The sequence below is a fragment of the Clostridium formicaceticum genome (assembly GCF_001854185.1).
GTDB classification, from domain to species: domain Bacteria; phylum Bacillota; class Clostridia; order Peptostreptococcales; family Natronincolaceae; genus Andreesenella; species Andreesenella formicacetica.
Window position 1 is genome coordinate 2715951 of the sequence record NZ_CP017603.1, and the last position, 23051, is coordinate 2739001.

Here is a 23051-nt window from a genome sequence, read left to right on the forward strand (position 1 = left end):
TAAGTGGTGATTTGCTAACTAATATTTTCCTACATAATCCCATCCAGTAGGAATTCCTCGGCTGCCAGGCTGCCAGTCGGGGGGTAAACCCTCGCCCGTAGCACGGTTATACTGCAGTCCTTCAATAATCCTCAAGGTTTCTTCTATGCTCCTTCCAACCGGCTGAGGATTTACGATAGACCATTGCACCCTTCCCTCTGGATCTATTAGAAAAGATCCTCTATAGGCAAATCCAGCATCTTCATTGAGGACGCCATATTGCTTAGAAACCCGTAAAGAACGATCTGATAATATTGGATAATTCACTTTTCTAGCAGAGGGAGAAGTTTGCAGCATGATCTTGGTACTATAGACGCTATCTGTTGTAATGGCTAAAACCTCAGTATTTAAAGCATTAAATCTAGGCATTTTTTCAGCAACTGCTGCTAACTCCAAAGGTCAGACATAGGTAAAGTTGCTACCATAAAAAAACAATAGCACCCACTTCCCCAAATAGTCTTTTAGACAAAAGGATTTGAGCTGCAGGTTTTCTACGCCCTCTAAAGTAAAATTTGGTGCTTTGTCGCCTGGATGAAAATATCGAATACTAGCAGAATCTTTCCTGGGAACAGAAGGCTGATAAAAACCTTCTTTAATGGGATAACTATAGGGATAAAGATAATAATATGGGTTATACATGGCTTCAACTCCTAAAATAAAATGAGACTTAAGAATAAAATTAGCTTTGTACTATAATTTATATGCATTTAGGGAGAAATGTGTTATCGTTATTATTTTGTAAAGCTTGTATATTAGGAACAATTATTTTTTTATTAGTAAAACATAATTCGACAAAAAAATGATTATAAATAGTGTATTATAAAGAAAGAAGACTGCAATATATGTAAAAATGTGTCAAATTATGTTGAAAAAGCAACATAAATGCAGTGCTGTCAATATAAAATGGAATTCATTCATAAGTAGATGGCCAAAAGTTTGCACTTTAACTTTTGTGGCAGTCACTTAGTTTGTTTACCTAGAAGTGGGGAGTCTTAACAATACACCGAAGGATAGATGAATGTGATAACATCTGAATAAAGGCAAACTTATCGAAAGGTAAGGACGCAAAGCTATGGGTCTAAGGGAAGCGTTTTTTCTATGATTGCCAGGTTGCCGTGATATAAAAGATCTTTGTATAATATAGTGATTCATGAGGCACCTGTGTTTAAAGGTGCTTTTCGTTTGCTTTTAAAATTGATTTTTCGGTATATTTGGCAGTTAGAAGATAAAAGAAAGGGGTAAAAGCTTATCATACAATCTATGCTTTTGTTTAAAGCATTCATGATCAAATATTAATACAAGGAGGATACTGAGATGATTAAAAACATGAAAATAGGCAAAAAATTAACCTTAGCATTTTTACTAGTTATTATTTTCACAGGGGCTATAGGAGGAATCGGCATAACATACTTAAATAATCTTGAAGCTGCAATTACTAGGCTTTATAGACACCCCTTTGCTATTAGAGGAGAAGTATTGCAGGCTGAACGAGATATAGCTAAAATAGACAGGGCTATGAAGGATATAGCCATGAGCACCAATGCACCGCAGGTTGATAGTTTTGCTAGAACAATAGAAGATTTAGAAAAGAATGTGTATGAAAATTTCGAAGTGATCTATGAGCGTTTTCTTGGAGATGAAGCGATGGTGGATGAAGCCTATAATGCTTTTAAAAACTGGAAACCTATTCGAGATGAAATTATTGCATTAGCAAAACGGGGTGATAAGGATCAAGTCATAATGCTGATGACACAGCAGCGGGGTGCAGGTCAGCTGCGTCTAATAGAAGGCACTTTGCAGCCTATAAGAAACTATGCTTTTGATGCAGCACAAAATCTTTATGAAAATTCTTCAGCAGTAGCTACAACATCAAGAAACATGATTATGATTCTTTTAAGTACTGCTGTTATCATCTCTATTATTATTGCAACAGTAATAACAAAAGGAATCACGAAGCCAATAAAAACTTTACAAGGCATCATGTTAGAAGCAGAAAATGGTGACCTAACAGTGACAGTTGAAGCAAAGACAAAAGATGAAATTGGGGAATTAGGGAGAAGTTTTAATAAAATGCTTGAAAATATAAGAAATATTTTGCATCAGACTGTAGAAATTATTGATAAAGTAGAGAATGCGTCGGATGGAATAACTACTTCAGTAGATGAAATTGGACAAGCAAGTAATGAGGTTTCAAAAACAATACAAGAGGTTGCTGTAGCAGCCAGCAATCAGGCCAAGGAAGCTCAAGAAAGCTTTAATGTAGCCAATGTATTCGCTGAAAGAATAAAAAGTATAAGGGAAAATGCAAAAAAAACTAGTGAAAATACAAATCAGATGAAGGAAAAAACTGAATTGGGGATTCAGTCTATTACGAATCTTAAGAAGGGCTTTGATAAAAATATAGAGGCTGTGGAGGGTGCCAATGAAGGGATCAAAGATTTGACCCATAAATCGCAATCTATTGGAATGATCATCGAGACAATTAATGCAATCGCTGAGCAAACAAACTTACTAGCATTAAATGCTGCAATAGAGGCAGCGAGGGCAGGAGAGGCTGGAAAGGGATTTGCGGTGGTAGCGGAAGAAGTAAGGAAATTAGCTGAACAAAGCACTTCTGCCACCAATGAAATACAAAAAATCATTGATGAGATTAGAAAAGTGATTGTAGATACTCAGGAAAAAGTAACTTATACTGTAGGGGTGGTTAATGATGCAAATCTATCGTTGGTGGATACAGAAAAAGTTTTTAAAGAAATTAATACGGTTACAGATGATGTTGTAGATCATATTCTTTCACTAAATCAGTACGTAGAAGATATCAATAATGCTAAAGATAGTATGTTACAATCTATAGAAAATATATCTGCTATAACAGAAGAGTCAGCTGCTTCTACACAACAGGTCAGTGCATCTGCACAAGAACAGACAGCTTCAGTGGAGGAAGTTGTAGCTACCATGGAAGAATTAGATCATATGATAAAAACATTGACAAGGGCAATTAAAGTATTTAAATTATAAAAATAAATTTTTATTCTTCGGCATATTGCTAAGATTCCCACTTTTAGGTGAACAAACTAAGTGGGAGATTAGGCATTACATTCTGGAATTTTATAAAAGTATAGATAGATAAAGGAACGGAAAGGTAGTACGAACTGCCTTTTCGTTTACTTTTTGAATAAATAAATTCTATATTGACATAGGTTTATGATGAAATGTATAATTATAAGAAATGTTTTATTTTTATGAGAATGTTAGCATGTACTAATTAATAATATTGCTGTGCAGAAAAAATAATAAGAAAAGAGGTATCAACTATGCCAAAACGTTTAGACATTAACAAGATTATGATTATTGGTTCAGGGCCGATTATCATCGGGCAGGCTTGTGAGTTTGATTATTCAGGTACGCAGGCCTGCAAAGCCCTACGAAACCTGGGCTATGAAATTGTATTGGTAAACTCTAATCCAGCAACCATTATGACAGATCCGGGGATTGCTGATGCAACATATATTGAACCCCTTAATGTAAAAAGATTAACGGATATTATTGAAAAGGAGCGGCCTGATGCATTATTACCAAACTTAGGAGGGCAGTCTGCTCTAAATCTTAGTATAGAGTTAGCTAAGGCCGGGGTGCTAGATAAATACGGAGTGAAGGTGATTGGCGTTCAATTAGATGCGATAGAAAGAGGAGAGGATCGAATCGTATTTAAGGAAGCTATGAAAAAACTAGGTATTGAAATGCCTAAAAGTGAACCCGCCTACAGTGTAGAGGAAGCAGAGGAGATAGCTAAGGAGCTTGGTTTTCCAGTAGTAGTCCGACCTGCTTATACGATGGGGGGGACAGGTGGTGGTCTGGTATATAACATCGATGAGCTAAGGTTAGTTGCTAAACGAGGAATTGCAGCAAGTATTGTAGGACAAATTCTTGTAGAAGAATCTGTTTTAGGTTGGGAAGAACTAGAGTTAGAAGTCGTTCGAGATGCCAATAATAAGATGATCACAGTATGTTTCATAGAAAATGTCGATGCTATAGGTGTTCATACCGGTGATTCTTTTTGTACAGCCCCAATGTTAACCATTAGCCAAGAATTGCAGGAGCGTTTACAAAAACATGCCTATGATATTGTTGAATCCATTGGGGTAATTGGAGGAACAAATGTACAGTTTGCCCATGATCCTAAAACAGATCGTGTGGTAGTGATTGAGATAAATCCGCGTACTTCACGATCCTCTGCGCTAGCTTCAAAGGCTACAGGATTTCCAATAGCGCTTATCTCCTCTATGCTGGCTGCTGGTTTAACACTAGATGAAATTCCCTATTGGAGGGATGGTTCACTAGATAAATATACGCCATCAGGAGATTATGTGGTTGTGAAGTTTGCTCGTTGGGCTTTTGAAAAATTCAAAGGAGCTGAAGACAAACTAGGTACCCAAATGAAGGCTGTTGGGGAAGTGATGAGTATAGGTAAAAATTATAAGGAAGCTCTTCAAAAAGCCATCCGATCTCTTGAAATAGGACGTTATGGCCTGGGGTTTGCCAAGGATTTTCATAAGCGTACATTAGAGGAATTAATGGCATTACTAGCAGAGGCATCAAGTGAACGTCAATTTATCATGTATGAAGCCCTACGTAAAGGAGCTACTGTTGATGAACTTCATCGTTTAACCCATATTAAGGCATGGTTTATTGAGCAGATGAAGGAATTAGTAGAATTAGAGGAAGAAATTTTAAAATACAAAAATGCTTATTTACCAGATGATCTGTTAATTCAAGCAAAAAAAGACGGATTCGCTGACCGCTATTTATCTAAGCTTTTAAACCTACCAGAAAAAGAAATTAGAAGTCGCCGTACTGCTTTAGGGATAGTAGAAGGATGGGAACCAGTACCTGTAAGTGGTGTAGAGGATGCTGCATACTATTACTCTACCTACAATGCAGCGGATAAAACCATCGTCAGCAATAAACCAAAAGTTATGATTTTAGGCGGAGGACCTAACCGAATCGGACAGGGTATTGAGTTTGACTACTGTTGTGTTCATGCAGCATTTGCTCTGCGAGATATGGGTTTTGAAACTATTATTGTTAACTGTAATCCTGAGACAGTTTCTACAGACTATGATACATCGGATAAACTATATTTCGAACCTCTTACGGTGGAGGATGTTTTAAGTATTTATGAAAAAGAAAAACCCATTGGTGTGATTGTTCAATTTGGAGGTCAGACGCCTTTAAATATTGCTGGAGAACTTGAAAAAGAAGGGGTGAAGATTCTTGGTACAACCCTGGATGCAATTGATCTTGCTGAAGATCGAGACAGATTCAGAACCACGATGGAGAAATTAAATATACCAATGCCAGAGTCTGGTATGGCAAGTAATCTTGAAGAAGCGATCTCTGTTGCCAACACAATTGGTTATCCATTGATGGTAAGGCCTTCCTACGTTTTAGGGGGAAGAGGGATGGAGATTGTACATGACGAAGAGATGCTTTGTCAATATATTGCTGCAGCAGTAGATATCACGCCTGAAAAACCTATTTTGATTGATAAGTTTCTTGATAATGCTACTGAAGCTGAGGCGGATGCAATTTCTGATGGTATAAATGCTTTTGTACCTGCAGTAATGGAACATATAGAATATGCAGGCGTTCATTCAGGAGATTCTGCTTGCGTAATACCTACAATTAGTATTCCTGAAAAGCATCTAGCAACCATTAATGAATATACGAAAAAAATAGCAAAAGAACTAAAAGTAATTGGGTTAATGAATATACAGTATGCCATTGCAAATGACCGTGTCTATGTACTGGAAGCGAATCCAAGGGCATCTCGAACAGTACCATTGGTTTCAAAGGTATGTAACATATCAATGGCTCGTATTGCTACCGAAATCATGATGTCAGCTGAAACTGGAAAAAAATCCGTTGTACCTACTTTGAAAACTGGAACGATTCCACATTACGGTGTAAAAGAAGCTGTGTTTCCTTTTAATATGTTCCATGAGGTAGATCCTATATTAGGGCCAGAAATGCGATCTACTGGTGAGGTTTTAGGCATAGCTGATTCCTTTGGCTTAGCTTTCTTCAAGGCTCAGGAAGCAACACAAGGATCTTTACCAACCTCTGGAACTGTTTTAATTAGTGTAAGAAAAGAGGATAGACAGGATGTGCTTGAGGTGGCTCGTAAATTTGATGAACTAGGTTTTGAACTAAAAGCAACAGAGGGAACCAACAATTTCTTAAGAGAAAACGGCGTAGCATCTACTGTGATTAAAAAGTTATATGAAGGCAGACCAAATATTGTGGACAGTATAACCAATAAAGAGATCCATTTAATTATTAATACCCCAACCGGCGTGCTTAGTGAAAAGGATGATTCCTATATAAGAAAAGCTGCTATCAAACACAAGATTCCATACATTACCACAATCGCTGCTGCCAGTGCCAGTGCCAAAGGTATTGAAGCTTATAAGGAGGCCTTCGCAGGTAAAGATCAGATTAAACATCTTCAGGAGTATCACTTAGGCATCAAAAAGGATTAATTTTGATAAGTAGGATAGCCTATGATCAATAGGGGAAGGTACAAGTCACGATAAAACCTTCAACGAATAGACTTAGAGCAAGAATTCTGTAATTTAAGGAATTACAGGATTCTTGCTTTTGTAGTTTAATCCTTGAGGGGAAATGAGGAGATGTATCTAATTTAGCTTTGTAATAATATTACAGTTTTGTTAAATTTTTTATTCCTTGAAGGGACTGAGTGGATCTATGTTGAATAGCTTTTTAGTGAATAAATGTAGAGGAGAAGATGCTTATGAAAAAGAAAATATTCTTATTGTGGACCTTGCTTGCCCTTTGTTTGATTTTGATTTTATCTCCTGAAGAAAGCTTTGCTGCTGAAAGTCGTGTGAGGGTTAGTTTGCCGAATTTTACTGTAAAGCTAAATGGAAACAAAGTGGATAATCAATATCGAGAATATCCACTGTTGGTTTATAAAGATATGACCTATTTTCCTATGACATGGTATGATTGTAGACTTCTGGGCTTAGAAACTAAGTGGTCACAAGAGGAAGGACTTAGCATTTTTCAAAGCAAAGTGACTTCATCTTATGTGTCCTATAAAACAAAAAATAAAAATTCAAATAGTTATAACGCAACTATACCGAACTTTAAGATTACAGTCAATGGCGAGGTAATAGATAATCATAAGGAAGCATACCCACTTTTGAACTTTAAGCAGGTTACTTATTTTCCTCTTACGTGGAGGTTTGCCCATGATGCCTTCGGATGGGAATATACATGGGATAAAGCCGAGGGACTTACTATAAATTCTAATAATCCACAGGTGAAAACATTAGATCTTCCTCAATACGCAGGAGAGAATAGTATTGCATTATTTGAAGGCTACTGCTATTTCGTAGAAACAGTAGAAAATACAAATAAAATATATAGAGTATCAGAAGATAATACATCAATGAAGGAACTGGTATACTCCTATGAGATAGATACCATGTATGGCTTTAATACTTATGTGGAATTTCAGATAAGAGATCAGCAGCTTTGGTTCAAGTATCATCTTGGCGGTGCCGTCATGGGCTCCGACGTGTATTGTAGGGTGAAGGAGGATGGGAAAGCCACAATTGAGCAGAGAGGTTATTTAGATTTTAGAAATATGTCTCATGGGACTTTGAAAATAAGACATTTTGTACCGCCAGGAGGCAATAATCTTTTGTTTGTAGCCTCAGGCCAAGACCCAGAAGAAGGAAGGGTGGTAGGAGATCCTTATCTTTTATATGGATGGCATGTAGGCGCTACAGGAGGATATAGACCGGACTACTTTACGACCATCATCGGAGAGGAGGTATATCTATTAGCTTCACGCTATCCAATAGAGAATAATGATTTAAACAAAATTTATAAAATAAATTTAAATACCAATACGACAACAAGGATTACAGATTTTGCAGTAAGGGATTTTAAAATTATCAATAATAAGCTTTATTACGTAAAAGATGCAGATGCATATCTATATACATCAAATTTAGATGGAACAAATGAACACAAACTATCTGATCATCAAGTTGCAGAATATAATGGTTGGTATGGAGAAATAGAGGGTAACGTATACTATACTACTGCTGCAATACAGGAACAATACCAACTCTATAAGGTAGATTTACTAAAAGAAAATCTACTTGTATTAAAGGAGCCTTTAGAAAAGGTTGAATTGGCAAATGATAAAATTATATGTAAACTTTTAGTGGGAGAAGATTATGGTGTAAAGGTATTTGACGCATCAGGTAACCTTAGTTTAGCAATTACAGATCAGGTTTCAAATATTTTCGTGTACAAGGATAAGATTTTAATGGTTGCAGCAGAAGATCAATCAATAAAGCTGGTAAAATAGAGGGAGAATAATTGTGTAAAAAATATTTTGCAAAAAAATCAGTAAAAGATAAGATAGAAAGGAAGAACTTCATGATTGAAGTTGTAGCAGCCATCATTATTAACCCTCAGAGAGAAATTTTAATTGCTAAGAGAAAAGAAGGAAAAGCTTTAGCTGGATTTTGGGAGTTTCCGGGAGGTAAGGTGGAGACGGGAGAAAATCCTGAGGACAGTTTGAAAAGAGAGTTGTTGGAGGAGATGAATCTAAAAATCCATATCAAAGGGTATTATGCTACCAATATACATGATTATGGTAGTATGAGAATTCAATTGATTGCCTACTTAGCTAGCATTTTGGAGGGAGATATACTGTTAAAGGATCACGATGAGGCTCTATGGGTAAAACCTCGTGATTTAGAAAACTATGATTTTGCACCGGCAGATGTTCCTTTTGTGAAACGACTGAAGGGAGAAAAAGCAGATAGTGTTCCCTAAAAAAATGGAAAAGTGCTATAAATAAAGCTAAAGTGATAAAAGAAAGGGTGGTAAAATGGCGGAAATCAAGTTTGAAATACAAAAGAGTATTGGAGCCATATCTGAATCTGCAAAGGGGTGGAAAAAGGAATTAAATCTTATAAGCTGGAATGGAAGAGAAGCAAAATACGATTTGAGAGATTGGGCCCCAGAACATGAGAAGATGGGGAAAGGAATCACATTGACAACGGAAGAGTTAAAAAAGCTTAGAGATTTATTAAATAATATGGAATTGTAGGATAGATGAAAAAATGGTGATTTCATTGGCGGTTTGGCTCAAGTAATCGAAGGCTTGTTTTTTAAGGCTTTATAGGAAAAAAAGAAGGTTTTATTGCAATAACGAAAGGAATGAAACTATGGCTTGGAGGCTTGCTATAGATTCATTCCTTATATTAATTAAAAAGGTTATTTCAAAAGGAAATGAAAATATTCAGAATTTTTTAAATTAGAGAATAGATTTATGCTATGGCTTATTGACATAAAAAAGATAAGCATGATATAATCTACTTAAACGTTTAACTAAAACGTTTAAGTAGATTATATAGGAGTGTTAAGATGCCTGTTACAATTAAAGATATAGCAAGAATTGCAAATGTTTCAACCACAACAGTTTCAAAAATTTTAAATAATAAAATAGACGATATTGGTGATGCAACTGTTGTAAAGGTAAGGAAGATTATAAAGGAAGAAAATTATACCCCCAATAGATTGGCAAGAAGTATGATCCTAAAAAAAACCAAAACTGTTGGATTGATTATTCCAGATGTACAAAACCCTTATTTTACAAAATTAGTAAGAGGTGCAGAAGACGCTGCAAATGAAAGGGGCTATAATATCTTTTTTTGTAATACTGATGATAACTTAGACAAAGAAATCAGTTATATGAATATGCTTATTGAAAAACAGGTGGATGGCATCGTACTGGCTGGTGCAAGTCATCGTGATAAGGAAAAAGAAAAGGGGTACAGACTTTCTATTCCAGTAATTGTTGTTGATAGAGATGTTAACTTTACCAACATTGCTGGAGAAATTTCTATTGATAATTTTCAAGGTGCTTATGATGCTTTAAGCTATCTTATTGGTTTAGGCCATAAAGAGATTATCTATATCTCTGGTTCATTAGGCATTAGGCCTACCACAGATAGATTAGCAGGTTATAAAAAAGCCCATATTGATCATGGATTAGCTTATAAAGAAGAAAATGTTTTTTTTGGAGATTATTCCAGTGAATTTGGTGAAGAAATTGTTGAAGAAGTTGTAAAAAATAAAGAGGTGACTGGAATTTTTTGTGGCAATGATATGATTGCTCTTGGTGTAATCAAAGGGTTGACAAGAAAAGGCTATAGAATCCCTGAGAATATAAGTATTGTAGGTTTTGATGATATTTCTCTAGCGTCCCTGATGACACCAGAACTTACAACGATTCGGCAGCCAAGCTATGATATAGGCAGCAAATCTATAAATACATTAATTGACTTAATAGAAAAAAAGGAAACAAGCGTTAAAGAGGTAGTATTAAAAACAGAACTCATTATAAGGGAAACAACAGCAAAAAGAACAAAATAGAAACTCAATGAGGAGGACATGCTATGAACCAGGTTCTTGTAGTAGGTAGTTTGAATATGGATACAGTGATAACCGTTGAAAACTTACCAAAAGATGGAGAAACAATTATAGCAAAAGATGTAAGTCGGTTCTGCGGTGGTAAGGGAAGTAATCAAGCCATAGCCATAGCAAGATTAGGTGGCAATGCAATTATGTTTGGAAAACTAGGCAATGACGAAAATGGCAGAGAGTTAATAACTAGACTCAAAAAGGAAGGGGTAACGACGGAGTACATAGGAATTGAGGAGAGTGCTTCAACAGGTTCTGCCTTCATCAATGTAGATAGGAGGGGTACAAATACCATAGTTGTTGATCCTGGTGCAAATTATTCAATGGATAAAAAGTATATTAATGAGAAGTCAGCTGTATTTAGTGTAGCTAACTATTGTTTATTGCAATATGAAATCCCAATGGAAACCGTAGAGTTTATTATTACAAAGTGTTATGAGGAAGGGGTCAAAGTGATTGTAAATCCGTCCCCTGTAGCAGAAATCAAAGAAGATTTATACAAAAAAATAGATATCTTAATTGTAAACGAAACAGAGTTGTCAGAATTATCGGGCATGGAGGTTTTAGAAGATGTTTTTATAAGAAAAGCAATGTCTGTATTGATTAATAAGGGTGTTCGGTGTGTCATTGCTACCTTGGGACCTAAAGGTTCACTCTATATGGATGCTAATTATAAAGTAGAGTACCAAGAGGCATTTAAAGTAGATGCAATCGACACTACCGCTGCTGGGGATACTTTCACAGGTGCATTAATAGCATCATTCGTGAAGGGAGGTGATTTAAAAGCGTCTATGCGGTTTGCTAATGCAGCTGGTGCAATTGCAGTACAAACGAAGGGTGCACAAAATTCAATACCCAAGTATGCCGATGTAGAAAAATTCATAGCTGAAAGAAAAAAATAATTACTACAGGAAAATATGCAAAAAAGAAAAAGGGGAAAAGGAAAATAATAATTAAGGGGAGGATGTCATGAAAAGAAAGTTGAGTTTAATTTTAGTGGTTGTATTAATGCTGTCCCTAGTAGGGTGTGGCTCGGAGGAAGCAAAAACACAGGGAGAAAATTCTTATAAGATTGCAGTTCTTTACTCAGGCTATTTAGGAGATCAATCTTTTAATGATTCAGCACATCAAGGTCTACAAAAAATATTAGCGGATTACGATAATGTAGAAATAAGAGAGTTTGAAACCGATGTGGCTTCTGAATGGGAACCGAATGCTATTGCAGCAGCAGAAGCTGGCTATGACCTTATTTTAGGTGTATCTTATGTGTATTCAGATGTACTTAAAAATGTTGCACCTCAGTATCCAGAAAGTAAATTTGCAGTGATTGATGGTGAAGTCACCGATAATAATGGAAATCCAATAGACAATGTTGTGTCTGCAATCTTTGCTCAAAATGAAGGGTCTTTCCTCGCAGGAGCAGCAGCTGCTATGTTTACTACAAAAACAGAGATTGATGGTGTAAATCCTGATAAAAAGATTGGATGGTTAGGTGGCTCAGATATTCCTGTATTACATGACTTCTTAGGTGGGTACAAGCAGGGGGCTGCATATATTGACCCAGAGGTAGAGGTAGTATCAGTGTTTGTAGGAACCTTTTCTGATCCAGTAGCTGGTAAAGAACAAGCCAATGCACTATATGATCAAAATATTGACATTATCATGAATGTTGCATCTGGTACTGGCAATGGTTTACTTGAAGCGGCAGAAGAAAGAAATCTTTATGCTATTGGTGTAGATATCGATCAAGATGGATTAAAACCAGGACATATCTTAACTTCTATGTTAAAAAGAGTGGATGTTACTACATATGAAATTATAAGCTCTGTGATTAATGAGACTTTTGAAGGTGGAAAAACCCTTTATATGGACATTAATAGTGGTGGTGTTGGTTTAACAGATATGAGCACGATGAAAAATGCTCTTGGTGATAAATTCCCAGAGGATATATTAACTAAAATTCAAGAAATCCAAGAATTAGTGAAAAAGGGTGAAATTGAAGTTGTAAATTATGAAGGGTTTGGAAAAAAATAAAAAAATAAAGAGGGGCATAGTGCCCCTCTAATAGGATAAAAGCTTTTGTCAAAAGGGGGTAAATTATGAAGACAAAGATCATTGAAATGAATCATATCGTGAAAAGTTTTGGGCATGTTCAGGCAATCCAAGATGGCCACTTTGATCTAGTAGAAGGAGAAATTCATTCTTTAGTAGGAGAAAATGGTGCAGGAAAATCAACCCTGATGAAAATTGCCTACGGCATGCAGGACCCTGATAGCGGAAAAGTAATGATTAGAGGAAAAGAAGTAAGCAATTTTACCCCTAAAAAAGCAATAGAAAGCAAAATTGGTATGGTGCATCAAGAATTTATGCTGGTAAAAGAGCTTACAGTTATTGAAAATATCATTTTGGGCTTTGAACCCCATATAAAGGGTAGAATCGACTATGAAAAAGCTTATAAAGAGATAAACCACTATATAAAAACCTACGATATGAATGTAGATTTAGAAAAAAAGGTAATGAACCTCCCAGTGGGTGAGGCACAAAAAGTTGAAATTTTAAAAATACTTTATAGAGGGGCAGATGTACTTATTTTAGATGAACCAACAGCGGTACTTACGCCACAAGAAACATTGAAGCTTTTTGAAATATTAAACCTGTTAAAAGAAGATGGTAAGTCCATCATATTTATTTCCCATAAATTAAAGGAAGTAATGGATATAAGCGATAGAATTAGCGTCATGCGTGGTGGTAAGTATATTGATACAGTAAAAAAAGAGGAAACAACGATACCGGAGATAGCAAAGAAAATGGTGGGCAGAGAAGTTTTTTTAGAAATTAAGAAGCCTTTCATGAAAAAAGGTAATGTGGTTTTGGAGGTAAAAAATGTCTCTATTCCTAGTAATAGAGAACTATCAAAAATTAGAAATGTTAGCTTTGACATCTCAGCAGGGGAAATATTAGGTTTTGCGGGTGTTGATGGTAATGGTCAAACTGAGTTGATTGAGGGGATAACAGGGCTGAGAAACATTGAAAGTGGTGAAGTAATATTTAAAGGGAAATCTATAAAAAATATTTCACCTCTACAAATAAGAAAATCTGGAATTGCACATATTCCTGAAGATAGAAATTTAAGAGGGCTGAATAAGGAATGGAGCATAAGAGACAATCTTATCGCAAATGATTTTTATAAAAAACCTTTTGCAAAAAAATGCATTCTTGATAACAAAGAGATCAATAGCTTTGCTGACTTAAGATCAGAGCAATTCGATATCAGACCGAGAGATATAAATATTTTAACCGGGCAGCTTTCTGGGGGAAATGCTCAAAAAGTGATTGTGGCTAGAGAAGTAGGGGCTGAAACCGAACTGCTAATAGCTGCTCAACCTACTAGAGGTGTTGATATTGGGTCTATCGAAGAGATTAGAAAATATCTGATGAAGGCTAGGATGAATAATAGTGCTATCCTGTTGGTATCTGCTGATTTAGAGGAAATAATGAGTCTTTCCGATAAAATTGCTGTATTGTATGAAGGAAAAATTGTAGATATTGTTGATGCTGCTGAGGCCGATATTGAAAAAATAGGACTTATGATGACAGGAGGAAAGTTTGATGAAGTTGAAACTCAAGAACAATAATACGCTGTTATCAATTTTTGCTGCTTTTATCATTGGCGGACTGGTAATAGCTTTGATGGGGTACAACCCTATAGAAGCTTATTCAAGGCTTTTGACTGGAGCCTTCAAAGGTAAATTAAATCTTGGAACAACCCTGCAATTATTTACGCCCTTATTTCTAACAGCCATTGCTTTTGCAGTATCAGCCAAGGTCAATGTCTTTAATGTGGGGGTGGAAGGAGAACTGATTCTAGGTGCTTTGGCGGCTGCGTGGGTTGGCTATAGATTTGCAGGTTTGCCCTCGATTTTACATATTACACTAGCTCTTTCCTTCGGTATGCTTGTGGGGGCTTTATGGGCATTGATACCCGGTTACTTAAAAGCATATATCGGAGTAAATGAAGTGACAGTAACCATTCTAATGAACTATGTTGCAACCTATCTCGCTTCCTACATGGTCAGTGGCCCAATGTCTGGACGAAGTAGCTCTCCAAGAACTCCTGAAGTGCTGGATAGCGCAAAAATATCTCGGCTTTTATCTCCAAGTAGAGCCAATGCAGGGATATTCATTGCAATAGTTGCCTTTATAGGGATATATTATGTTCTCTATAGAACTACTTTTGGCTATAAAATTAGGAGTGTTGGTCTGAATGCTTATTTTTCAGATTATATAGGCATTCCTTCGAAGAAGTTTATGGTAACAGGGATGATGTTAAGTGGTGCATTTGGAGGACTTGCTGGTGGTATTGAAAGTTTGGGGGTCTATCGTTATTTTTTAGATAGTTTTTCCTATGGTATTGCCTTTGATGGAATGTTGATTTCACTGATATCGAAGAATGATCTTAAAAAGATTCCTTTTATGGCATTTTTTATTGCTGTGTTAAAATCTGGTTCCCTTGGGTTGGAAAGGCTTACAAATATACCAAAATCTTCAATAGATATGATTATTTCAATATTTATCTTTTTAGCGGCGATGGAGGGCTTATTTAATATTTTTAAATTTAAATCCAAAAACAAAAAAACGAATGATCATAATCCTATGCAGGAAGTGGAGGGTTAGGAAATGGTGGAGATATTAAAAAATATATTCAATTTAAGTATTGTCAGTGCAACCATTAGAATTTCCACACCTATTTTATTTGTAGCCCTTGGTGCAGTAATTACGCAGCAGGCAAATATTTTAAATGTAGGTATTGAGGGAATCATGTTGATGGGTGCCTTTGTGGCAGTATTGGTTAGTTTTTTTACGGGCAGTTGGATTCTGGCGGTTTTAGCTGCCGTTTTCTGTGGGATTATCCTATCGATTATCTTGGGTGCTGCACATATAAAGTTTAAGGCGGATATATTTGTTGTAGGCATGGCGTTAAACATGTTTGCTTTGGCATCCACAAGGTTTGCTTTAAGAAGGGTATTTGGTGTGGCAGGGACTTTTATTTCTGATAAAATCGTACCCCTTCCTAGGTTGTATTTCCCTTTTATGGCAAATTATCCAGTGTTGGACAAACTTTTTAATAGATATTCTATGTTTGAGTTTTTAGGAATATTTGTGGTGATTTTTATGTGGTATATTTTATATAAAACCGTCTGGGGCTTGCATACTAGAAGTGTAGGACTTAACGAAAAAGCTGCGGAATCAGCAGGAATTAATGTCGAAAAAAGAAAGTATGAAGTGATTATTTATTCTGGTATATTAGCAGGTTTAGCTGGAGCGCATCTTGCCTTGGGTTATTCCACTTTGTTTGTTGAAAACATGACAAATGGTAGAGGTTTTATGGGGGTAGCAGCTATGTATTTCGGCGGAGCAAACCCAGTGATGACTTACGTTGGAACACTACTTTTAGGGTTTTCGGGGGCTGTAGGAAATGTACTGCAGATCTATTCTATACCATCACAATTTATCTTGATGCTTCCTTATATTATTACGATTGCGGTATTTTCCATTACACTTTATCGCAGGATGTTAAAAGAGAAAAAGGACGCTAGTGTGGAGGGTGTGAAATGATCAAAAAGCTTCAACAAACTTTAGAAGTCAACAGAGATAAGTATATAGAGTGGTTAAAGGATTTGATTTCCATCAATACGGAGGTTATAGGCCACGGTATAAAAGGCGGGAGGGAAGGAAAGGGACAAGAGTACATTGAAAATCTTCTGAAAAGCTTGGGAGCAACTACAGAAAGAGACCAGCTAGATGAAGAAAGAATTCTGCAAGGGGTAAGCTGCTATCAAGAGGGAAACCTAGGTCACGATTATACAGATAGGTTTAATGTTTATGGCAGCTTTCAAGGCATTGAAGATGGAAAAGCTTTGTTATTTAATGGACATATAGACACAATGCCCCCAGGAGATTTGAAAAAGTGGGATACAAACCCTTGGGAACCTAAGATAAAAGGGGGACTGTTATATGGCCTGGGGGCTGCAGACATGAAGGCAGGATTGATGGCCTCCATTGCTGCTTATGATCTAATAAAAGCAACTGGCATAAGGCTAAAGGGTAAGGTTTTGATTAACTCAGTGGTGGATGAAGAGGGCGGGGGAAATGGTACCTTGACTTCAATGCTCTATGGCAATCAAGCAGACGGAGCAGTTGTTTGTGAACCTACTGGAAATAAAATCATCATTGCACATATGGGCTTTATATTTTTTGAGATAAAAACAACAGGCTTAGCAGTTCATTCTGGCAGCAAGTGGAAGGGTGTAAGCGCTATTGAAAAAATGATAAAGATTATAAATGGCTTGAATGAGCTGGAAGATAATTGGAAAACCCAGTACTACAACCCCTTATTACCACCACCTAATTTAAATGTTGGGGAAATTTATGGAGGGACGGCTGGATCAACTGTAGCTAATGCATGCAGCATAAAGATTTGCCTACATTATTTGCCAGAAGTGATGACCCATGATCATGTTGTTGGAGAAGTAATAAAAAAGATAGACGCTATTGCAGATCAGGACCAGTGGTTAAAGGAGCATAGACCTACCTGGGAGATTTATCAGGCAGGAGGAGCATTTCAAATAGCAAAGGATCATCCTTTTGTGAAAACAGCCTTCAAGACTTTCCAAGAGGTTGGTGAAACCCTACTTGCTGGCAGCCCAGCAGGGAATGATGCAAGACTGATTCATAATATTGGTAAAATTCCTACCATTATCGCAGGCCCAGGCAACCAAGAACAATGTCATGCTGTAAATGAATATGTCAGTGTAGATATGTATATCAACTATATCTTAAAATATGCAAAATTAATGTTAGATTTTTGTGGTTATAAAAACTTTTAAAAGGGAGATGGAAAAATGAGTAAAAAAATATTGATCGCTGGTGAATCATGGACAATGCATACCATCCATATTAAAGGCTTTGATACATTCACAACTTCAGCTTATGGAGAAGGGATTGAGTTTATAAGAAACGCCTTTACAAGGGGTGGAGCAGAGGTGGAATTCTTACCAAACCACTACGCTGCAGAAGAATTTCCTACAACATTGGAGGAACTGGGCAAATATGATTTGGTGATTCTTTCTGACATTGGTGCAAATACTTTGCTGCTACCTAATGATGTGTTTGCAAAGGGGTTAAGAATACCCGACAGATTAGAATTGATTAAAGACTATGTCGCCAATGGTGGTGCTTTTGTCATGGTGGGAGGATATATGTCCTTTACAGGCATTGATGGAAAAGCAAGGTATGGGCAAACTGCCATTCAAGATATTTTACCAGTAAAAATGCTGGAGATAGACGACCGTGTGGAAAAACCACAGGGAGTAGTCCCTGAAGTAATAAAAGAACATCCTGTTTTAGAAGGGATACCTAAAGAATGGCCATTTTTCTTAGGATATAATAAAACAATTGCAGAGGAAGGTGCAGAAATACTTGCCACCATCAATGGAGATCCTTTTATAGCTGTCAAGGAATTTGGTAAAGGTAAAACCGCTGTCTTTACCTCTGATTGTGCACCACACTGGGGTCCAGAAGGTTTTGTAAAGTGGGAATACTATGATAAATTCTGGCAAAATCTGCTCAACTGGTTAACAGTTTAGAGGTAGGGGGGTTATACGCTAAAATCAAAATAGAATAACGCTACTAAGGGGGAAAATGGTTATGCTAGAGGAGATGACAAAGCACAGAAGATACCTACATACTATTCCAGAAGTCTATTTTCAAGAACATCTAACCACGGATTACATTACAAATGAATTAACTAAAATGGGGTATCGTCCTCTTAAATATTTGGAAACTGGTGCCGTATGTTTTAAAAAGGGCAGTACTGGAAATAAAACCATTGGATTTAGAGCAGATATTGATGGGTTGCCAGTGATGGAAGAAAATAATATTGATTTTAAGTCACAAAACGGTAATATGCATGCATGTGGACATGATGGTCATATAAGCATTTTGCTGGGACTTGCTAAATACTTATCTGCAATTGAAACGAAAGAAAATGTACTTTTTATCTTTCAACCTGCGGAGGAATTTGAAGGGGGAGCAAAAAAGCTCATTGAGAAGGGCCTTTTTAAAGATTATCCCTGCGATGCCATTTTTGCTCTTCATATTATGCCCTCTATTGAGGAGCATAGTATTGCCCTAAAAGCTGGTGCTCTCATGGCGATGAATGCGGATATTGACATTGAAATCATTGGCAAGGCCGCTCATGGGGCTTTGCCTCAAAATGCTCTAGACTCAATTTATGCATCTAGCCAGCTAATAAGCCAATATCAGAGTATTTTGTCAAGATCCCTTTCTCCAATGGACCAATCCTTGATATCTCTCACCACCATCGAAGGAGGAAAGGCTAAAAACATTATCTGTGATCAAGTAAAAATCGGAGGAACCATAAGAACTTTTTCAGAAAAAAGTTTTAGTAAAATTCTTGAAAGGATTACAGAAATTAATCATGGCATAGAAAACGCTTTTGGTGTGAAGGTGAATTGTAGGTTTGCCCCAAGGTACAAAGCTGTAATCAATGATGAAACCCTTGTTGGTCTTTTGAAGTCTCGTCTAAATAAATTTCATGTGGTGGAAGCTGAAGCTACCATGGTAGTAGAAGACTTTAGTTTTTATTTAGAAAGTACTCCTGGGGTAATGATGTTTTTAGGAAGTAAAAACATAGAAAAGGATTTTGTACATCCCCTTCATTCTAATAAATTTAACTTTGATGAGTCTATATTAGAAACTGGGTTAGCGTACTATAAAAGTGTTTTAGAGATGATGGATGTGCTATAGGGATAAAGGATTTGTAAAAGATGCACTTAACGCATAAAACTCTCTTTACGCAAACACGCTAATTTTTTAGCAGCATATTATACCATCATTAACATTTCCAAAAGATACATAAGTAATCAATGAATTGTATGAATTAGAAATTAGCTTATTAAGGTAAAAAAACGGATAGTAAGCTTCTTAGAATAGAGGAATCAAAAAAGAATATTTTAACCTGTATAATAAAAAAGCAGGGGTCTATCATAATACGATACTATTATAGATAGATCCCTTTTATATTTCATAAGGGTTTTTACATGATTATTTCTTGATAAGCAAATCAGTCACAATGATTTTTCTATTATTTTCAAAAAATAGAAGGATATGTATATCATCTGTAGAATTATTTTAAAAGTACTTTTCTAGAAAAGAGGTGATAAGATTCGATGGACATTGATAAAATTAATGATAAAGAATAAAAGACTACTGGTGTATCTACTGTGATGATGAAGGAGTATATAGAAGTTACGATAAAAAAGTATTTGTAAAAAAACTAAAGAAAGAAGGATTGCCTGATGGAAAGAATTGATATTAAGAGGATTAAATTTGGCTCATTTATAAAATTTATTTGTACCATTTGTATTATGCTTGGAATTACTGTTGGACTTTTTACATTTATAATAGGTCTATTTCAAGAAAACTTTTATGTGAATCTTAGAGTCATAGAATTTACTGGAAAAATTGCTGGTGGTGTGAGTATAGTTCTTTCTACGCTTTTATGTGCATTATTTGGTGCAATACTATCTATATTTTCATACCTGCCATTTAAGCTGTATTTAAAAATCTTTAAAAAGATAGAAATATACGGTTCTTTTAAAAGATATCAAATTAATGAGATAGCAGAATCTGATCATGTAGATAAAAAAGATGAAAAGGATGAGAAAGAAGAAAAAGAAGATGTAATGAGCCAAATGAGCCAGTAAAGTAAGCAGGATGCACTTATTTTTATGAAGAATTATAGAGTACTGTTATTCTAAGTTTAACGGGGTAAAGCATGAAGAATGTGTAAATCAGTGCTCGAGAAGAAAAGCTAAGTGGACCCTGTTTTGAACCATTGTAGATGTCTATAATGTTAGTGTTGAAAAGAAAGGATGATTATATATAATGAAAGAACTATTTCCTGAACCAATCTTAAAATTACCTGAAGCGGATATACCATTAAATGGAATAAAAGCTCGCTTATCACAAGGAGAAGATCATCAAATTATTTTGATTTATAAAATTGGAAATGAGGATGATTTCTATGAAATATGAATGGCTTGATGAATACTGCCTTTCAAAAAAAGGAGTAGAAAAAGACTTTAAGGTAGAATGGGATGCAACAAGATACCTCATAGGAGGAAAAATGTTCGCCTTGCAAGGTGGAGACAAAAATAATAAAGCGATTACTACTTTAAAATGCGAGCCACAATTTGGGAAATTTTTGCGTGAACAACATCAACATATTGTGGCAGGATACTATATGAACAAAGAACACTGGAACTCAGTATATCTAGATGGTGATGTGCCTGATGATGTTTTAAAAGAAATGATAGATATGTCCTATGAATCAGTATTGAATTCCTTAAGTAAAAAAAAGCAGAAAGAAATAATAGGAGCTTAGATTGCCGGGTGTATTTAGGAACTGTGATTTTTAAAAACGAAGTTTTTCATTTTAAGTTTAAAGGAGGGGTAGCGTGAATAAATCAGATAAGGCACTTCAATTGTTTAACCAGGGATGTAATTGTGCACAATCGGTTTGTTTGGCATTTAGTGAAGAAATGGGATTAGATAAGGAAATAGCACTAAAAATATCATGTGGTTTCGGCGGCGGAATGCGCCAAGGAGAAGTATGTGGGGTTGTAACAGGAGCAATAATGATTTTAGGCCTTAAGGGTGGTCAGCATGGAGCAGATGATAAAAAGTCAAAAGAATTAATCTATCAGTACGTCAAGGAATTTAACCAAAGATTTATAAATCTAAATAAGACAATTATATGTAAAGAGCTACTTGGATATGATACAAGCACAGAAGATGGATTCAAGCAGGCACATGAAAAGGGATTATTTAAAAATGTCTGTCCGAAATTAATAAAAGATGCTGTTAGTATATTGGAAGAAATATTATAAAACTACTTTCGATTAATGGAACTATTTTGTTAGATTAGGTGTATTAAAAATGATTCATGATAAAGATATCGTATTAGAGACGGAAAGAATTTATTTACGCTACTTTAATGAAGAAGATTTTGATAATCTATATTTGCTTTCATCAAACAAAAATGTTATGAGATTTTTTCGTGAAATCCTTGATGTGGCAAGGAAGCAAAATATAGGTGTTTTAGTAGTCAGTCATGAAAAAAACCTTATGAAACGCTTATGCCATAGGGTCATTGATTTAGCGAAAGAGCAACAACTTGTAAACTACCATCATCACCTATAGAAGTAGATAAAGATACACCCCTTTTGTTTATAACAAAAGGGGTGTATCTTTGCCTAAAGAAGCTTTTGCACCTCTTCTAATGCTTGATCGTAATTTGGGTGATTAGTGACTTCTGAAGTATATTCTATGTAGCGCACAGTATTATCTTTGCCAAGGACTGCAAATGTAGCTCTTAGTATATTAAAATTCATAGGCTTATATCTATAATAGATATAATAAAATAGAGAAAAGAAGATTGTTTTTTCTACATAGAGCAGGTGATGAAAGGGGGGAAATTGGGTATATATCTATAAAAGGGGTGAAGGGAATGACGAGAACAACAAAAGTTTCCTCGGTTGCAAATAGGAGGATACATAATCTTTATGTAGATAGGGTTCGCAGTGTAAATAGGGCTGAAGGAACAGAAGCGGTGGGGCCTGTAGACAAAGTAAAAAATCAAACCGCTTTTCCGTCTGCAGGTTATTTAATGATGTCAGATACTTTTTATGAAAACTTAGAGGAACTAAAGAGAGAATATAAAAAATTTTACCATAATCATAGGAAATTGGAAGAAGCTATAAAGGAGTTAGATTATCATGACGACCAGTTTATGGAACATATGAAAAACCTTATAGAAAAGTATAATGATGCCATAAATTCCTTGAAAATGTTAGATAAGGTTTTAGGAACAAATCATATTAGAGGGATTGAAGAAATTCTAGAGATTTTTAGAGATCCCTTAGCAGAGATTGGCATAACCATAAACGAAGAAAAAGAGATGGTGATGGAAGAAGAGGTTTTTGCCAAAAAGGTAAAAGACTATTCCAATACCTTAACCTTTTTATTTGAACCAGTTAAAGGAATGGTAATAAGACTATATAAAGCCTTTAAAAACATAAAACACCCTTCGAAGAATGCTATCAATAAGCAGTATGATGGCCCTGTGGATGGAGAAGTTGCTGGAATGATGATAAATGAAAAAACCTGAAAATTCAGGGAACTCCCTTCAGTAAGATGATACATCTGGGAATCAAAGTTTGATCTGCAAATTTTTGCATCGATGATCTATATGAGGCAAGAAACTACCTCTTTCGAAGCTTAACGGTAGGGATTTATACCCTGAAAACAGAAACATGAACTAAGTAGGAAAAAAGCTTTCGCCAGGGGGTGTTCACTTCCTGGCGTACTTTATTGTAAATATTCATTTCATTTTC

General features: G+C 35.8%; 21 protein-coding genes and 1 riboswitch. Of the genes, 20 read left to right on the forward strand and 1 reads right to left on the reverse strand.

The genetic code is table 11. The features are described from left to right. Window positions 1–18 precede the first annotated feature (18 nt). Window positions 19–678 carry a peroxiredoxin gene (locus BJL90_RS22780; protein WP_236904908.1) on the reverse strand — a complete coding sequence of 220 codons (660 nt, stop codon included), beginning with the start codon at window positions 676–678 and terminating at the stop codon, window positions 19–21. Window positions 679–1068: 390 nt separating this feature from the next. After that, window positions 1069–1157, forward strand: a riboswitch (cyclic di-GMP riboswitch). 196 nt (window positions 1158–1353) lie between these two features. Between BJL90_RS22780 and BJL90_RS12190 the strand changes: the two genes are divergently transcribed. The 20 genes from BJL90_RS12190 (at window position 1354) to BJL90_RS12280 (ending at window position 22825) form a co-directional block, all read left to right on the forward strand. Then, on the forward strand, window positions 1354–3057 hold the full coding sequence (locus tag BJL90_RS12190) for a methyl-accepting chemotaxis protein (RefSeq protein ID WP_070968294.1): 1704 nt from the start codon (window positions 1354–1356) through the stop codon (window positions 3055–3057). A gap of 296 nt (window positions 3058–3353) precedes the next feature. Continuing rightward, on the forward strand, window positions 3354–6581 hold the full coding sequence (gene carB, locus BJL90_RS12195; protein ID WP_070968296.1) for a carbamoyl-phosphate synthase large subunit: 3228 nt from the start codon (window positions 3354–3356) through the stop codon (window positions 6579–6581). Window positions 6582–6853: 272 nt separating this feature from the next. Beyond that, on the forward strand, window positions 6854–8446 hold the full coding sequence (locus BJL90_RS12200) for a DUF5050 domain-containing protein (RefSeq protein WP_070968299.1): 1593 nt from the start codon (window positions 6854–6856) through the stop codon (window positions 8444–8446). A gap of 11 nt (window positions 8447–8457) precedes the next feature. Further along, window positions 8458–8919 carry an 8-oxo-dGTP diphosphatase MutT gene (gene mutT, locus BJL90_RS12205; protein ID WP_236904909.1) on the forward strand — a complete coding sequence of 154 codons (462 nt, stop codon included), beginning with the start codon at window positions 8458–8460 and terminating at the stop codon, window positions 8917–8919. A 55-nt stretch (window positions 8920–8974) separates the two neighbouring features. After that, window positions 8975–9196, forward strand: a complete 222-nt coding sequence (locus tag BJL90_RS12210) for a YdbC family protein (protein ID WP_070968303.1) — start codon at window positions 8975–8977, stop codon at window positions 9194–9196. Between the two features lie 317 nt (window positions 9197–9513). Further along, entirely contained in the window at window positions 9514–10524 is a 1011-nt protein-coding gene (locus BJL90_RS12215; protein WP_070968305.1) for a LacI family DNA-binding transcriptional regulator, read from the forward strand. 23 nt (window positions 10525–10547) lie between these two features. Continuing rightward, entirely contained in the window at window positions 10548–11474 is a 927-nt protein-coding gene (gene rbsK, locus BJL90_RS12220; protein WP_070968306.1) for a ribokinase, read from the forward strand. Between the two features lie 67 nt (window positions 11475–11541). Further along, the gene (locus BJL90_RS12225) at window positions 11542–12606 is read left to right on the forward strand and encodes a BMP family lipoprotein (RefSeq protein ID WP_070968309.1); all 1065 of its coding nucleotides are present in this window, start codon (window positions 11542–11544) and stop codon (window positions 12604–12606) included. A gap of 65 nt (window positions 12607–12671) precedes the next feature. Next, window positions 12672–14207 carry an ABC transporter ATP-binding protein gene (locus BJL90_RS12230; RefSeq protein WP_070968313.1) on the forward strand — a complete coding sequence of 512 codons (1536 nt, stop codon included), beginning with the start codon at window positions 12672–12674 and terminating at the stop codon, window positions 14205–14207. Beyond that, entirely contained in the window at window positions 14182–15246 is a 1065-nt protein-coding gene (locus tag BJL90_RS12235; protein ID WP_070968316.1) for an ABC transporter permease, read from the forward strand. Before BJL90_RS12230 ends, BJL90_RS12235 begins: the two co-directional genes overlap by 26 nt. Window positions 15247–15249: 3 nt before the next feature. Continuing rightward, window positions 15250–16188, forward strand: coding sequence for an ABC transporter permease (locus BJL90_RS12240; RefSeq protein ID WP_070968319.1), 939 nt, complete (start codon window positions 15250–15252; stop codon window positions 16186–16188). Then, window positions 16185–17459, forward strand: coding sequence for a M20 family metallopeptidase (locus tag BJL90_RS12245; protein ID WP_070968322.1), 1275 nt, complete (start codon window positions 16185–16187; stop codon window positions 17457–17459). Before BJL90_RS12240 ends, BJL90_RS12245 begins: the two co-directional genes overlap by 4 nt. A gap of 15 nt (window positions 17460–17474) precedes the next feature. Next, window positions 17475–18218, forward strand: coding sequence for a glutamine amidotransferase (locus BJL90_RS12250; RefSeq protein ID WP_070968325.1), 744 nt, complete (start codon window positions 17475–17477; stop codon window positions 18216–18218). Window positions 18219–18279: 61 nt separating this feature from the next. Next, a complete protein-coding gene (locus BJL90_RS12255) occupies window positions 18280–19401 on the forward strand; it encodes a M20 metallopeptidase family protein (protein WP_070968328.1) in 1122 nt (373 codons plus the stop codon). A gap of 551 nt (window positions 19402–19952) precedes the next feature. Beyond that, window positions 19953–20360 carry a hypothetical protein gene (locus tag BJL90_RS12260; protein ID WP_070968331.1) on the forward strand — a complete coding sequence of 136 codons (408 nt, stop codon included), beginning with the start codon at window positions 19953–19955 and terminating at the stop codon, window positions 20358–20360. Window positions 20361–20541: 181 nt separating this feature from the next. Continuing rightward, window positions 20542–20691 carry a hypothetical protein gene (locus tag BJL90_RS21940; protein ID WP_156778773.1) on the forward strand — a complete coding sequence of 50 codons (150 nt, stop codon included), beginning with the start codon at window positions 20542–20544 and terminating at the stop codon, window positions 20689–20691. Next, the gene (locus BJL90_RS12265) at window positions 20681–21040 is read left to right on the forward strand and encodes an MmcQ/YjbR family DNA-binding protein (RefSeq protein WP_070968332.1); all 360 of its coding nucleotides are present in this window, start codon (window positions 20681–20683) and stop codon (window positions 21038–21040) included. Before BJL90_RS21940 ends, BJL90_RS12265 begins: the two co-directional genes overlap by 11 nt. Window positions 21041–21113: 73 nt before the next feature. Next, a complete protein-coding gene (locus BJL90_RS12270) occupies window positions 21114–21545 on the forward strand; it encodes a C-GCAxxG-C-C family protein (protein ID WP_070968335.1) in 432 nt (143 codons plus the stop codon). A 49-nt stretch (window positions 21546–21594) separates the two neighbouring features. Beyond that, window positions 21595–21858, forward strand: a complete 264-nt coding sequence (locus tag BJL90_RS12275; protein ID WP_070968338.1) for a hypothetical protein — start codon at window positions 21595–21597, stop codon at window positions 21856–21858. 307 nt (window positions 21859–22165) lie between these two features. Further along, complete coding sequence (locus BJL90_RS12280) at window positions 22166–22825, forward strand: hypothetical protein (protein WP_156778774.1); 660 nt, start codon at window positions 22166–22168, stop codon at window positions 22823–22825. The last annotated feature ends 226 nt before the right edge of the window (window positions 22826–23051 follow it).